Consider the following 12,937-nt stretch of genomic DNA (forward strand, 5'->3'; position numbering starts at 1 on the left):
ATCAATCGGCGACTAGCATACCACCCCATGTGTGTATCGTACATCAGTTCGACGCCGAAATCTTCCTCACTGCCCTTCTGTGTTAAGCTCGCGTCCAATCCCTTCAAGTAGCCCTACCAAAAATGCAACAGCTCGATTGACGTCAGGCTGGGACAGAACGCGCGCCAATGTCAGAAAGCCCACCTTCCGGCCGCTGGCGATGCGTCGCTGTCCTTCCTCAACGCCTGCTGCCAATGCGTGCGTCAACGTACGTACCGCGTGCGGATCGAGCCCGCCTGCCAGTTCCATGAACGCCATCGCATTTTGGACGGCGCCGAGAACACCAGGCTTCATCACTTGCTCGAGAACAATCTCCGCAATTTGTTGTTTGGCACCGAGCATGCCATGTGCCAAATCCATAAGTCCGCTTCGTTGCATATCTTCGAGTACGGTCAGCGCCGCCGCCAACGCCTGCCCATGGCGGGCAACTTCGGTCTGCAATTGGTGCAGTGCTTCCTCCACATTCTTTTCTTCACTCATAGTTGGGCGCTCAATGGCTCGAATCGGTTGTGCCATGTTGCATTCTCTCCTTTGCCAGTCGCTCCACCGATACGTATCCCGGCCGCTTCCACTTGCGCCAAACCTCCACACCCTGTTGCGGGTGGCGCCTTCCGTAACGCGGACGTGGCTTGTCCAGCGGCCGCCGGCCACGCCGGTGTATAACTTCCAAGCGCACATAGGTCTCCTTGTACGCAGGCGTATGGGTACGCAAGTCGACCACAGGACCGGTCAACAAGTTTACCGCCGACTGTTCGCTCACCGTATTCATCGGCAGATAGATCTCTTTGCCATGCACGCGATCCGTCACCATGACCCGCACCTCAACCTGACCATGCGGCGATATCAAGCGCACCAAAGCTCCATCCTCAATGCTTCGTTCAGCAGCCAATTCCGGTGAGATCTCGACAAACGTGTCAGGCACCTTGTGCGTGAGACCTGCTGATTGATTGGTCATGTTCCCCTCGTGAAAATGTTCTAGCAAGCGCCCATTGTTCAAATGTAAATCGTACATGGTATCCGGCTGTTCCGGGGCAATCCAGTTGGCGCGCGCCAACTTCGCCCTACCGTTTGCATGGGCAAATCGATCTTTGTACAACAAAGGCGTACTCGTGCCGTCTGCGGCCACCGGCCAGATTTGGCTGCGATAACCCTCCAGACGGTCGTATTGAATTCCAGCGAAAAGTGGCGCGATTGACGCCGCCTCCGCCATGATGTCGGATGGATGTGCATATTTCCAGTCAGCGCCGAGCCGATTCGCGATTTCCATAATAATTTTCCAGTCTGGTTTTGCATCGCCCAAAGGTGGAAGCACTTGATAGAGCCTTTGAACACGCCGCTCCGTGTTTGTAAAGGTTCCCTCTTTTTCCAAGCTGGGGCTTGCAGGCAAAACGACATCGGCGAATTGCGCCGTCTTTGATAAAAAGATATCCTGCACGACAAAGAATTCGAGCTGACTCAGCGCCGCATGCACGTGGTTTGCGTTTGCATCAACCCACGCCATCTCCTCGCCCATCAGGTACAGGCCACGCAATTCACCACGCACAATCGCATCGAGCATAGCCTGATTATCCATGCCAGGTCGTTCCGGCAATTCCACTCCCCATACAGCGCCCAACCGTTGGCGGGCACCCGCGTCACTGACCAGTTGATATCCGGGCAACCAATTCGGCAATGTCCCAAAATCGCATGCACCTTGCACGTTGTTATGACCGCGTAAGGGGAAGGCCCCTGCCCCAGGGCGGCCATAGTTCCCGGTTACGAGAAGGAGGTCACTGATCGCCGCGCTTGTTTCGCTACCCCCGCGCTGTTGTGTGACGCCCATTGCCCACAGAATGGCGACACCGTCCGCCTCACGAATCATTTCAGCCATACGAACCAAGGTCGTCGCTGAAATCCCTGTGACCTGTTCCGCGTATTCCAACGTGTAAGGTCGAAGAGATTCCACATACGCCTCGAAGCCGTCGACACGATCGCGGATGAACACATCGTCGTGCCATCCCTGGTCGATGATGTAGCGTGTGATGGCCGACAACCAGACGTGATCCGTACCGGGGTTAGGACGAACGAATAAATCAGCGCGATCCGCCATCTCGTGGCGACGCAAATCTACTACCATCAACTTTTGCCCATGCAACTTGTGTGCTCGTTTGACTCTGGTCGCCAGCACGGGATGTGCCTCTGCCGGATTGGCGCCGACGATGATGACAAGACCTGCTCTTGCAATATCGGCAATCGTCCCCGAATCTCCCGCCAGGCCTACGGTGCGCAGGAGCCCATCAGTGGCCGGTGACTGGCAATAGCGCGAACAGTTGTCGATATTGTTTGTGCCGATCACGGCGCGCGCAAGTTTCTGCATCAAGTAATTTTCCTCATTGGTGACCTTGGAAGACGAAATAAAACCAAGTGCATCGGAGCCGGATTCATTGCGAATCTCCCGAAACTTGCCCGCTATCAGATCCAAGGCCTCGTCCCAAGTAGCCTCGCGGAAGCTGTCGCCCTGTCGAATGAGGGGCTTTGTAAGGCGTTCCGTACTGTTGACAAAGTCCCAACCAAATTTGCCTTTGACACACGTGGATATACCATTAACAGGAGCATCCATGCTCGGCTCCACTTTCAGGATGTCGCGCCCCTTGGTCCAAACGTCAAAGGAGCAGCCAACCCCACAGAACGTGCAAACGGTCTTTGTCTTGCGGATCCGCTGTTCACGCATGGCAGATTCCATTTCTGAGATCGCAAAAATGCCGCCATAGCCCGGTTCAACCGCTTTAATCAGATCGATCATGGGCGACAAAATGGAATCCGGGATGCCTGACAAGTAGCCGGCTTCCCCGAGCATCGTTTGTTCCATCAGAGCGTTTGTCGGACATACGGTTACACAATGACCGCACGATACACAGGAAGATTGATCGATGGGCACATCCTCATCCCAGATGACGCGCGGCATCTCCCGCTCCCAGTCGATGGACAGCGTCTCGTTGACCTGCAAGTTTTGGCACGCCTCCACACAACGGCCGCATAGGATGCATTGATCTGGATCGTAACGATAAAACGGATTGGATAGGTCTTTCTCATACCCCTTTGGTCGGTACGGATAAGCCTGATGCTCTATGCGCATCAACTCCGCCGTGTTATGCAATACACAATTCCCGTTGTTGTTATCGCAAACTGTACAGTACAGCATGTGATTCTCTAGGATCCGATCCATCGCCTCTGTGCGCGCTGATCTGGCTAATGCGCTCGATGTTGATACGCGCATGCCCGCCCTGATCGCGGTAGCACAGGCCCTCACCAATTCGCCGTCGACATCCACCATACACGTGTCACACGTTTGGATTGGTCCAAGCTGCTCGTGATAACAAATATGTGGATGCTCGATACCAGCTTCTATCATCGCTTGCAAAATCGTGTTGTTACTCTTCGCTTCGATAACGCGTCCGTCAATCTCGACGGTGCAGACACCTGTATCCAACGATTGCGCCACGGTGACCCCTCCAACATCAAAACAGAGACTTCTGCAACAAAATAAAAACTCCACCAAAATCCACGCCAAAACAGGCTTGAATTTCGGTGGAGTAGCAAAAAGCACAGGTGGTACTTTTAGGCCAATCCACATGGACATGTTGTTGATAGAAACAATTTATCACAGCCAGGACGACGAGTCGAGTCCAAGTGCACGATCAAAGACGTAGACCGTTACAGCCATGTCGAGATCGACATCAAAGTCACAGAACAGGGTGACCAGTGACGCCCCAACCAACTGCTCAACGTGCGATTTTACTTTTTCGTCCTTGTAAATTTCCTTGATAAACGTCGTTCGCAATTCGCGTACAAGGCGACGTCCCTCTTCCGACTTGACCGCGAACTTCTCGACGCTTGTGAGATTGCCTCTGAGCTCACAAATCGCCCAGGGACCGACGAAGCGTGTGGTAATGTGCTCTGGACCTTTGCCAACGTGTTGTTTACGGACTTCCCGAACCAAGTTGCTGAATGCGTGTGCTACCTTGATTGGTTGAGTCATGATGTGCCCCACCTCGCGAAGAACTACCTCCATGACTATACCCCTGCAGGACTAGGTATAGCAAAATCACGAGGGGGCGGGAACTACAATGTTCGCTCTGGATGATGTTTGCGGACAATACCATGTGGATCGAGGACGAACTTGCGTGCCACGCCTTTGTCGAAGTCGCGATAGCCTTCCGGGGCATGATCGAGATCAATGACAGTCGCATTCACAGCCTTCGCAATTTGAGCCTGCCCATTGAGAATGGCGTTCATCAGTTGCCGATGATAGCGCATGCGCATGTATTTGACCACCAACCAAAATGCAACCGAAACTGCCAAGGCCTTATACATCCACCGAAACACCTTGCTTTACCGCATTAAACAGATTGAACAACTTCTTGACGTGCGTTTGCGTGACATCTCACAGGTATCAACTATCTGGGCAGCATTCGAGTGCCTTTCATTGTTGCAAATTCAACAAACCCATCCATCCTGACAGGATCTCCTCACCAAAACGAAGTTTCATATTCTGCTATGATAAGCCCAATCCATATTTCTCGGAGGAATGCCACGTGCGCATCGTCGTCATCGGCGGATCGGGCTTTATTGGCAGTCATTTATGCAAACACCTAGGGCTCGCAGGGCATCAAGTGACCGTCGTACGCCGGCCGTATACAGTCGAACGTCTACTCCACGCTTGCACAGCCGTGCCTATACGCAAATTCAACACGACCTTAGACAATGACCAAGCGTACGCCATCGTCAACCTCGCGGGCGCCTCTCTCAACCGTGGACGCTGGTCCGCACATGACCGCGAGGAGATACTCGCATCGCGCGTGACGACTGCCCAGGCCATCGTAACGGCTATCTCGCAGATGCCGCGCCCGCCAAAGGCGTATGTTCAAGCTTCCGCCGTTGGCTACTACGGTACCTCACCAACCGCAACCTTCACGGAAGACGATGCGCCAGGAGATGACTTCCTGGCCCGTGTATGCATTGCCTGGGAAGCGGCCGCGCAATCTGCCAGTGCGTACACGCGCGTTGTCGGCGTCCGTTTGGGCATGGTACTCGGCCAGGACGGCGGGGCTCTTGCGTCGTTGCTGCCGCTCTTTCGCCTTGGCTTGGGCGGTACCATTGGCAGCGGAGTACAGTGGATATCTTGGATCCATGTGGCGGACGTGAGTACACTCATCGAATTCTGCTTGCTCGACCAGCGCATCGCGGGCCCTCTGAACGCGACGGCCCCGCATCCGGTACAAATGCGCGACTTCACCCGCGCGATCGCGCGGCAACTGCACCGCCCGCACTGGTTTTCGGTCCCTGCACCAGTCATCCGTTTGGCGCTTGGCCAAAGGGCCGAATTGGTGTTGACTGGCCAGCGCGTGCTGCCCACCAAGGCTGAATCGGTCGGATTTTCGTTCCAATTTCCTGACCTTGAAACAGCACTCGCGGACATGCTGTAACGAAGACTTGTCTCCAGGCCTGTCCTGGACGTACAATGAAACCGATTTCCTAAACTACTTCGATGCACAAAACAACAAAAGGAGGGAAACACGCGATGCGATCTCGGTTTCGCTGGGTTATCATCGCACTACTCTTTTTCATCACCGTCGTCAACTACATCGATCGATCCGCCATCTCCTATGCCATCTCCGACATTTCCAAAGTGCTTCATCTGAATGCGGATCAAACTGGCCTCATTCTTGGTGCGTTCGGCGTCGGCTACATGATCACAACCTTCTTCGGTGGCATTTGGGTCGATCACGTCGGTGCCCGGCGGGCTCTGTTCTGGGCCTCGCTCCTGTGGACCTTATCCATTGGCTTGACTGGTGCGGCTGTCGGCTTCGCCATGATCTTCTTGATGCGCATCCTGCTTGGCGTCGCAGAAGGGCCGAACTTCCCGGCGGTCAACCGTGCGGTAGGCGACTGGTTGTCCAGTCGTGAACGTGCAATCGCCTTGTCGAATTCCTTGGTCGCCGTTCCGCTGGCGCTTGCCATTGGAGGGCCGATTGCAACCGCGCTGATCCTGGGCACATCGTGGCGCGGGATGTTCATCATCCTGGGGATCATCGGCCTCATTTGGGTGCCGGTGTGGTATTTTCTGTTCCGCGATTTTCCGGAGCACAGCAAGCGCGTCAATGATGCCGAGTTACGGCATATTCGCGGCACAGACACAATCGACCGCAGCGTTCAACCTGCTGACATGCGCAGGGCGCAAGCCCATCGCCTGCCGTCCGGATCGTTGTGGAAGTATTTGCTCGCGAACCGCACGCTGATGGCAAATAACTGGTCATTCTTTGTCTTTGGCTATTATCTCTTTTTCTTTATGACATGGCTTCCGTCGTACTTTGAGAAGCAATACCATCTCAATTTGAAGTCGGTGGGCCTATTCTCGGTGCTGCCATGGGCATTGGCAACCGTATTGCTATGGCTGGTTGGGTATTTATCGGATGGTATTTTGAAGCGCACGGGCAGCCTACGGCTCGCGCGATCGTACCCAATCTGGATATCGCAACTGTTGTCCGCCCTCTGCGTCATACCGCTCACCTTCACACATAACTTTACGATCGCGATTATCTTTATCACGCTGGCTGTTGGCTTCGGCATGAGTTCCAACTCGACGTTCTACGCGATCAACGTCGACATGATGCGAGATCGCACAGGAACGGCCCTGGGCGTCATGGATACCTTCTTCGCGATTGCAGGTTTCCTCGCCCCCGTGATCACCGGCGCGATCGTCAATGCAACAGGCAGCTTCAACAGCGCCTTCTGGCTGATGGCGGCGCTGGCAGCAACATCGGTGCTGGCTGTCCTCTTCTTCCATCATCCGGATAAACAACGCCGGATCGATAACCCGGTTGCCCCAGGGTCAGGTCGTTCTATTCCGTCTTAATGACGTGAAGAACGGCCAAAAAACATCAAGGAGCGCACACACTTGCGCTCCTTGATGTTTTTTCAAGCTTGTTATGCCTGTAACAGTTTCATAAATTCTCGCATAAACCCTGGCAAGTCAGGCCATGCGTGTCCTGAAACTAGGTTGCCGTCAACAAACAATGTCTCCGGTGCGTAATTGGCCCCCATGCCTTCAACAGACGGTTTGCACGCAATGTAAGCCGTTAAGGTGCGTCCTTTCAGTTGATCGCGTACAACTTCAAGCACCTGTGCCGCGTGACAAATGGCGCCAATTGGCTTGTTGGTGGTTATGAAGTGCTGGAGAATGCGTGGCACGTGTTCATTGAGGCGAATGTACTCGGGCGCCCGGCCGCCGGGAATGATGATGCCGTCAAATGACTCCGGCTGGACGTCTGCAAATGCAATGTCTGCCTCCAGCAGGTAGCCCGGTTTCTCGGTGTACGTCTCCCAATCCGTAAAATCGTGGACGACCGTGTGCAGCGTCTTTTTCGTCGGCGCCGCAATGACCGCTTCCACGCCCCCTTCCAAAAGACGATAGTACGGATAATAGACTTCCAAAGCCTCAACCGCATCACCGGTCAAGATGAGCACACGTTTTGACAAGCTCGATCTCCTCCTCGTTGCGCAACCCTATTCTTCATCCGAAACAAGAACAGCAGCATGAACGGTTGGTCCATCAAGATGGCCGGGCACTCTCCTTGTATGCGCCTTGACACCAAAACATGACGGACAGGTAGCTGAGAAGTTCGCACATGACAAATTTCTCAGGACAAGGCCTCCATGAACCAACAGGATCCACCTGTTTGTTCCAAGTTTCAACAAACCATTACGTGGCATTCACCCTTTGCCACAGTGCGTCCAGTATGCTAATCATGACACCCTATAGGGAGGATTCTCATCGAACATGCCAACCCTCCATCCATTGAAGACAGCCAACATCTGTCATCCACAAATGACACAAGACACCAATGAAGTAAAGGTGAGCACACCAGCCTTTAGCGCTTCCATGGATTCCTTGCTTCAGTCTCTAGATGAATCGTGCATACGTAGTTATTATCAGCCCATTGTCGATCTCCGTTCATACGAGGTTCTAGGTTTTGAGAACTTGTCACGGGGTCCTCTGGGCACGCCTTACGAGTCACCACTGGCGCTGTTTGCGGCAGCTGAACAAGCAGGATGTCTCTTGCAAGTGGAAAGACTTTGTCGAAATGCTGGTATTCGACGTGCACGCCTCACCCTCGGGCAAAAGTTGTTTATCAATGTGTCACCTCACATTCTGCTCGATCCTTCGTTTCGCGTGGGAGAGACACGAAAAGTGCTCGAATCCGCGGGCCTTACACCCAGCCAAGTCGTCTTTGAAGTGACAGAGCGGCAAGCCATCGAGGACTACGCACAATTTACCCGCTTGCTATGTCACTATCGCGAACAGGGCTATCAAATCGCCATTGATGACTTCGGTGCAGGGTACTCAGGTCTGCTCACGCTGATTCAGATCAAGCCGGATTTTGTGAAAATCGACAAACAAATGATTGACAACTTAGATGAACATCCTTTGAAACGCCGTGTTGTGCAAGCCACCTGTGAGATTGCATCCGCCTTTTCGGGAATCGTGATCGCCGAGGGAATCGAAACGGACAAAGAATTGATGGCTGCCAAAGCATGTGGTGTAGAAGTTGGCCAAGGGTTTTGGTTTGGCCGACCGTGCCTTGCACAAGGCGCGAAGGAGGATGCGAATTGATTCTGGATACGAAAGGGATGGCCCCATCCAGCTCGTTTTGGGAGTACGTGCAACACGCTCCTCATGTGCCCGAAGTCGCGACAGGCCTCTATGTTCGTCAGTTGTTCGAACAAACAGGATCAGAAGCCATCGTCGTATGCACACCTGAGGAAAACGTTGTGGGGACGATTGTAAATCGACGGTTTTTCGAACAGATTGGTCAGCGTTTCGGCGCTGATCTGTATCTGGGACGCCCGGTCTCCCTATTGATGGACACCCAGCCTTTGGTAGTTTCTGTTCACACTCCGGCCGCTGACGTGGTCGATTCAGCACTGTCGCGACCAGTCGAAACATTCTACGATCCCGTTGTTGTAACGTGTAAAGGCAGATATTACGGCATCCTGACAATTCGCGATTTACTTACAGTGTCTCGCAACGCTCAGGACCAAGCGGAGCAAATGAGAAAACAAGCACTTTGGCAGGCGAAAGATATGGTAGAACGCATCCAGTCACTCGTGTATCAGACGATAACCGCAGCCGAGGCAAGTCATATAGAATCGCTACAGATGACGGAGACGACAACTCGTGCCCAAACCGTCTTAGACAAACATGTCTCGTTAGTGCTAGAGGAATTCACCCGCGCTGCCGAACAGCAGACCGAATACATCCAATCGTTGGCTTCTCGAATCGATGCCATTGAGGGCATTGCCGATATCATCTCGCAGTTCGCGGGGCAAAGCCAGCTGTTAACGATCAACGCACAGATTGAAGCCGCGCGAGCCGGCAATCACGGCCGTGGCTTTGCTGTCATCGCCCATGAAATCAGCCATCTCGCACTGTGTATTCGGGACCATGCAAGCCAGGTGTCCGAAACAATTGTACAACTCGTATCCTATATTGAACGCATCGTCTCGTTTCACGAAACGATTCAAAACATGAGCGCACATACCGTAGGGGTCATCGAAGAGGCAAATCGAGTGTTAGAGCAACTTTTCGCGTCGGTCGAGCGTCAACATGAGAACGTCCAGAACATGCATGCCCATATCGATGAGGTAATTATAGAAGCAAGAAAAGTGACCGAATCTATTCACCTCGCGCAAATGGACTCATGATGTCATTGTTGAGGTTTGAGGAGACTACACGGTCGTGGCCCTGTGTTCGCCACGACCGCTTTACCTTCACTCCGGAATGTTGGGAAGTTCACCGACTTTGGGTATGTTGATGACGTGCAATTCCGTGTAACCTAGCAAACCTTCTACACCGTACTCACGTCCAATGCCGGACTGCTTGAAACCGCCAAATGGGTAACGAATGTCGAGACCCTGTATCGCCGCAGTATTGATCATCGTGGTTCCCGCCTCGATTCGGCGTGCAACACGGAGTGCATGTTCCTCTTCGCCCCATACAGAACTGGTCAAACCGTAAATGCTGTTATTCACCAGTTGAATCCCCTGTTCTTCATCGTCATACGGCAAGACCGGAACCGTAGGTCCGAACTGTTCCTCGACGACAATCGGATCGTCATACCCAGCCCCCAAGACCAAGGTTGGTTGCATGAAATATCCTTTTGCGAAAACATTCTCGTCGAGAATGCGGCCAAGTGGAATCACCTGCGCTCCACGGCTCTTGGCGTCTTCGATCAACCGCTCGACGTGACGCACTTGCGGCAAATTGTTGATCGGTCCAACCGTGACATCAGGATGAAAGGCGTCGCCGACGCGAATCCACTTGTTTGCGGCTTCAATGTACTTCTCGACAAATGCAGTGTAAATCGAACGATGAACATAGACGCGCTTGGCAATCATGCAAATTTGTCCGGTCGTCAAGAAGTTGGAGATGACGAGCCGCCGCATCGCCCGCTCGTCGTTGACATCAAAATCGGATAGCACGAGCGCCGCATCGTTCCCCCCGAGTTCAAGCGTCATGTTTTTGATCGTATCGGAAGCAGATTTCATAATGTGTGTTGCGGTCTTCGTCCCGCCAGTGAACGCAATCTTCGCAACCTTAGGATTCGTGGTCAACTCGACGCCAACATCCGCATCGCCGTGAACCATATTCAAGACGCCGGCAGGAAGTTCGCCGGCCATCCATTCGACCACCTTGCTCACGGCAAGCGGCGCAAACGGGCTCGGTTTGAGCACCATCGTGTTTCCTGCAATTAAGGCCGGTGCAATCTTGATGGTTGACAGCGCAAGCGGATAGTTCCACGGCGTAATTGCCGCAACGACACCCATTGGGTCGCGCGTAATGATGGTTTTGCCGTTCTCGTGTTGTTCCACCTTTTCCGCCAGAACCTCTTCCGCAATGTCACAGGCGTATTCCATCCATGCCAGGCTCACAAATATCTCGCCTTGCGCGTCGTAGACAGGCTTTCCGTGTTCGCGCGACAACAACGGCACCAACTCGGGAGCCGCCTCCCGGAATCGCGCGATCGCGCGACGCATGTATTCGATCCGCTCGCGCAGCGGTGTTTGTGCCCAGGCTGGAAATGCAACCGCGGCCGCGTCAATGGCCTGTACAGCATCTTCGCGTGTATTCACCGGACCATACCCGACAATTTCTTCTGGGTTGGCTGGATTTTCACGCGCATAACGCTTCTCCGCAGCTACCTGCTTACCATTGATAATAGCCTGGACCACCACGGGTTCTGTTGCAATCCGCAATTCCTCGTGCATAAGACAAACCTTCTTTCAGTCATAATATCGTTGTGCTTCATAGCTCAAATCGACAGGACAGCCATCAAGACTCCCACAGTCAAGATATCAGCGGCGATCGAAACCGAAGGAGTTGCATGAATGGGTTCCGCTCGCTGCCAAAGTTCGTTATTCGTTTTGGCTCCCATCCCCAGACACAATGCTCTCTGCATACTTCGCCAAGGCCACCGCAGACTGGCTCACTTCCTGAATGGTGGACGCCAACTCCTGCGTCGCAGCGGATTGGCTTTCCGTTTCGCGATTCACAGCGACGATAGACTCGGCCAAGCGGTTTAACAAACGCTCCACTTCATCCACCGTGCCACTAATGATTTCGGTTTGCCGCTTGGCATCGTCTGCCAGTTTGCGAACTTCCCGTGCAATGACAGCAAAACCCTTGCCTATCTGGTTCGAGCGCGATGCTTCGATCGATGCATTCAAGCCCAGGATACGACTGTTATTCGAAATGTCCTTGACGCGATCGGAAATTTTGCGGATATCTCTCATACTCTTCAGAACTTCGTCCGATTGATGTGAGATGTCAGACATGTTGTCAGCCAGTACGTTGATGGAACCAGCCACTTCCTCGACCGTCGCGCTAATTTGTTCCACAGCGCTGGAAAGCGCCGACGCGACCTCAAACAGATGGTTGTAGCGTTGCATGCTGATGCCAACGCCCATCGCACCTACAATATTCCCTTGCTCGTCACAAAGTGGAATGGAGTTAGCCATCATCGGTACGCCGAATACCGACTCGGGTACAAACGTGCGTGTCGGTCTGCCTTGGTCCACCACCTCGTACATGCCATCACCCGGCGTCAAACGATAACCTGGTTGCAAACCCAACGAAAATGTCTTGCCTGGAACGGACAACCAGAGCGTCGTCAAATCGGACACACCGATGGTCACATCGTCCGGAAAGACCTCCGCGAGCACAGGAGCCAATTGTATCATCGTTTCCACGACGGGATGTAATTGCGGTTTGATTACTTCATTCACTGTATCATTTGCCATTTCATTTCTCCTCATCCTCTGTCAAAATGCAAGTTCTACCTATAATTATAGGCGTAGGGCGGCGAGGTTGGCTAGCTTATACGGAAAGTCTTCATGGCATAAAAAACAGTTGAGTCCAGTATGCTGTGTAAAAAGGGATGGCACATTTGAGGTATAAAAGATGAGCCATCTCCGTCCTCTCTGGTAGAATGTGAGATTGAGAGAAACCACTCACCAGGAGGGAACGAATATGGCTCAATATCAGATTAACGTGGATGATGAATTTTTGAAAGGTCTGTTTTTGCAGGATGGTGGTGTGGCGAAGCTCGTCGAGCAGGTGCTCAATCAAGTCTTGCAGGCGCAGGTGACCGAGCAGTTGAAAGCGAAGCCGTATGAGCGTTCAGATGAGCGGAGGGGCTATCGCAACGGTACGATTCCTCATGCCTTGACAACAAGAATCGGTCGACTCGTTCTACGCGTGCCCCTATACTGGCCCCAGAGTCAACCCAGACAGATGACGTGAGGTAAAATAGACGTAGAGAGGTGTTTGACTCATGCCAGGACGTAAGTGGACTGTGGA

Annotated in this window: 11 protein-coding genes and 2 pseudogenes; 6 read left to right on the top strand and 7 right to left on the bottom strand. The window is 53.1% G+C overall.

Annotated elements, in window-relative coordinates; all coding sequences use genetic code 11:
- Window positions 1-66: 66 nt before the first annotated feature.
- The 4 genes and pseudogenes from C7445_RS02055 to C7445_RS02070 all read right to left on the bottom strand — a co-directional run.
- On the bottom strand, window positions 67-555 hold the full coding sequence (locus tag C7445_RS02055; protein ID WP_134158359.1) for a helical membrane plugin domain-containing protein: 489 nt from the start codon (window positions 553-555) through the stop codon (window positions 67-69).
- Window positions 530-3,508, bottom strand: a complete 2,979-nt coding sequence (gene fdhF / locus C7445_RS02060; RefSeq protein ID WP_134158419.1) for a formate dehydrogenase subunit alpha — start codon at window positions 3,506-3,508, stop codon at window positions 530-532. Before fdhF ends, C7445_RS02055 begins: the two co-directional genes overlap by 26 nt.
- 171 nt (window positions 3,509-3,679) lie before the next feature.
- Window positions 3,680-4,057, bottom strand: coding sequence for a Na-translocating system protein MpsC family protein (locus C7445_RS02065; protein WP_166668947.1), 378 nt, complete (start codon window positions 4,055-4,057; stop codon window positions 3,680-3,682).
- A gap of 83 nt (window positions 4,058-4,140) precedes the next feature.
- Window positions 4,141-4,335 (bottom strand): annotated as a pseudogene (locus tag C7445_RS02070) (hypothetical protein); the annotation flags it as partial.
- Window positions 4,336-4,339: 4 nt separating this feature from the next.
- On the opposite strand from C7445_RS02070, the gene C7445_RS14950 reads away from it, so the two are divergent.
- The 3 genes from C7445_RS14950 (at window position 4,340) to C7445_RS02085 (ending at window position 6,934) form a co-directional block, all read left to right on the top strand.
- Window positions 4,340-4,537 (top strand): helix-turn-helix domain-containing protein, encoded by a 198-nt coding sequence (locus C7445_RS14950; protein WP_166668948.1) that lies wholly within the window; start codon window positions 4,340-4,342, stop codon window positions 4,535-4,537.
- 76 nt (window positions 4,538-4,613) lie between these two features.
- Window positions 4,614-5,504, top strand: coding sequence for a TIGR01777 family oxidoreductase (locus tag C7445_RS02080; RefSeq protein ID WP_134158362.1), 891 nt, complete (start codon window positions 4,614-4,616; stop codon window positions 5,502-5,504).
- A 95-nt stretch (window positions 5,505-5,599) separates the two neighbouring features.
- Window positions 5,600-6,934, top strand: a complete 1,335-nt coding sequence (locus C7445_RS02085) for an MFS transporter (RefSeq protein WP_134158363.1) — start codon at window positions 5,600-5,602, stop codon at window positions 6,932-6,934.
- Window positions 6,935-7,005: 71 nt separating this feature from the next.
- On the opposite strand, the gene C7445_RS02090 is transcribed toward C7445_RS02085, so the two are convergent.
- Window positions 7,006-7,557, bottom strand: coding sequence for a DJ-1/PfpI family protein (locus C7445_RS02090; protein ID WP_134158364.1), 552 nt, complete (start codon window positions 7,555-7,557; stop codon window positions 7,006-7,008).
- A gap of 301 nt (window positions 7,558-7,858) precedes the next feature.
- Here C7445_RS02090 and C7445_RS02095 point away from each other — a divergent pair, with 301 nt between their 5' ends.
- Window positions 7,859-8,692, top strand: a complete 834-nt coding sequence (locus C7445_RS02095; RefSeq protein WP_134158365.1) for an EAL domain-containing protein — start codon at window positions 7,859-7,861, stop codon at window positions 8,690-8,692.
- Window positions 8,689-9,783: a methyl-accepting chemotaxis protein gene (locus tag C7445_RS02100; RefSeq protein ID WP_166668950.1), complete on the top strand. Its 1,095-nt coding sequence runs from the start codon at window positions 8,689-8,691 to the stop codon at window positions 9,781-9,783. The genes C7445_RS02095 and C7445_RS02100 overlap by 4 nt, the downstream gene beginning before the upstream one ends.
- 66 nt (window positions 9,784-9,849) lie before the next feature.
- Here the strand turns inward: C7445_RS02100 and C7445_RS02105 are convergent, their stop codons facing one another.
- Window positions 9,850-11,346 carry an aldehyde dehydrogenase family protein gene (locus tag C7445_RS02105; RefSeq protein ID WP_134158367.1) on the bottom strand — a complete coding sequence of 499 codons (1,497 nt, stop codon included), beginning with the start codon at window positions 11,344-11,346 and terminating at the stop codon, window positions 9,850-9,852.
- Window positions 11,347-11,493: 147 nt separating this feature from the next.
- Window positions 11,494-12,378, bottom strand: coding sequence for a methyl-accepting chemotaxis protein (locus C7445_RS02110; protein WP_166668951.1), 885 nt, complete (start codon window positions 12,376-12,378; stop codon window positions 11,494-11,496).
- 229 nt (window positions 12,379-12,607) lie between these two features.
- On the opposite strand from C7445_RS02110, the pseudogene C7445_RS02115 reads away from it, so the two are divergent.
- A pseudogene (locus C7445_RS02115) lies at window positions 12,608-12,847 on the top strand (transposase); the annotation flags it as partial.
- Window positions 12,848-12,937 lie beyond the last annotated feature (90 nt).

Origin of the sequence: Alicyclobacillus sacchari (genome assembly GCF_004366795.1) — a bacterium.
In the GTDB taxonomy this organism is placed as follows: domain Bacteria; phylum Bacillota; class Bacilli; order Alicyclobacillales; family Alicyclobacillaceae; genus Alicyclobacillus; species Alicyclobacillus sacchari.

What these genes read in the sequence shown, in the direction of transcription:
- C7445_RS14950 (WP_166668948.1), top strand. Translation starts at nt 4,340, where the DNA reads ATGTATTTGACCACCAACCAAAATGCAACCGAAACTGCCAAGGCCTTA.
- C7445_RS02110 (WP_166668951.1), bottom strand. Translation starts at nt 12,378, where the DNA reads ATGGCAAATGATACAGTGAATGAAGTAATCAAACCGCAATTACATCCC.
- C7445_RS02055 (WP_134158359.1), bottom strand. Translation starts at nt 555, where the DNA reads ATGGCACAACCGATTCGAGCCATTGAGCGCCCAACTATGAGTGAAGAA.
- C7445_RS02095 (WP_134158365.1), top strand. Translation starts at nt 7,859, where the DNA reads ATGCCAACCCTCCATCCATTGAAGACAGCCAACATCTGTCATCCACAA.
- C7445_RS02065 (WP_166668947.1), bottom strand. Translation starts at nt 4,057, where the DNA reads ATGACTCAACCAATCAAGGTAGCACACGCATTCAGCAACTTGGTTCGG.
- C7445_RS02085 (WP_134158363.1), top strand. Translation starts at nt 5,600, where the DNA reads ATGCGATCTCGGTTTCGCTGGGTTATCATCGCACTACTCTTTTTCATC.
- C7445_RS02105 (WP_134158367.1), bottom strand. Translation starts at nt 11,346, where the DNA reads ATGCACGAGGAATTGCGGATTGCAACAGAACCCGTGGTGGTCCAGGCT.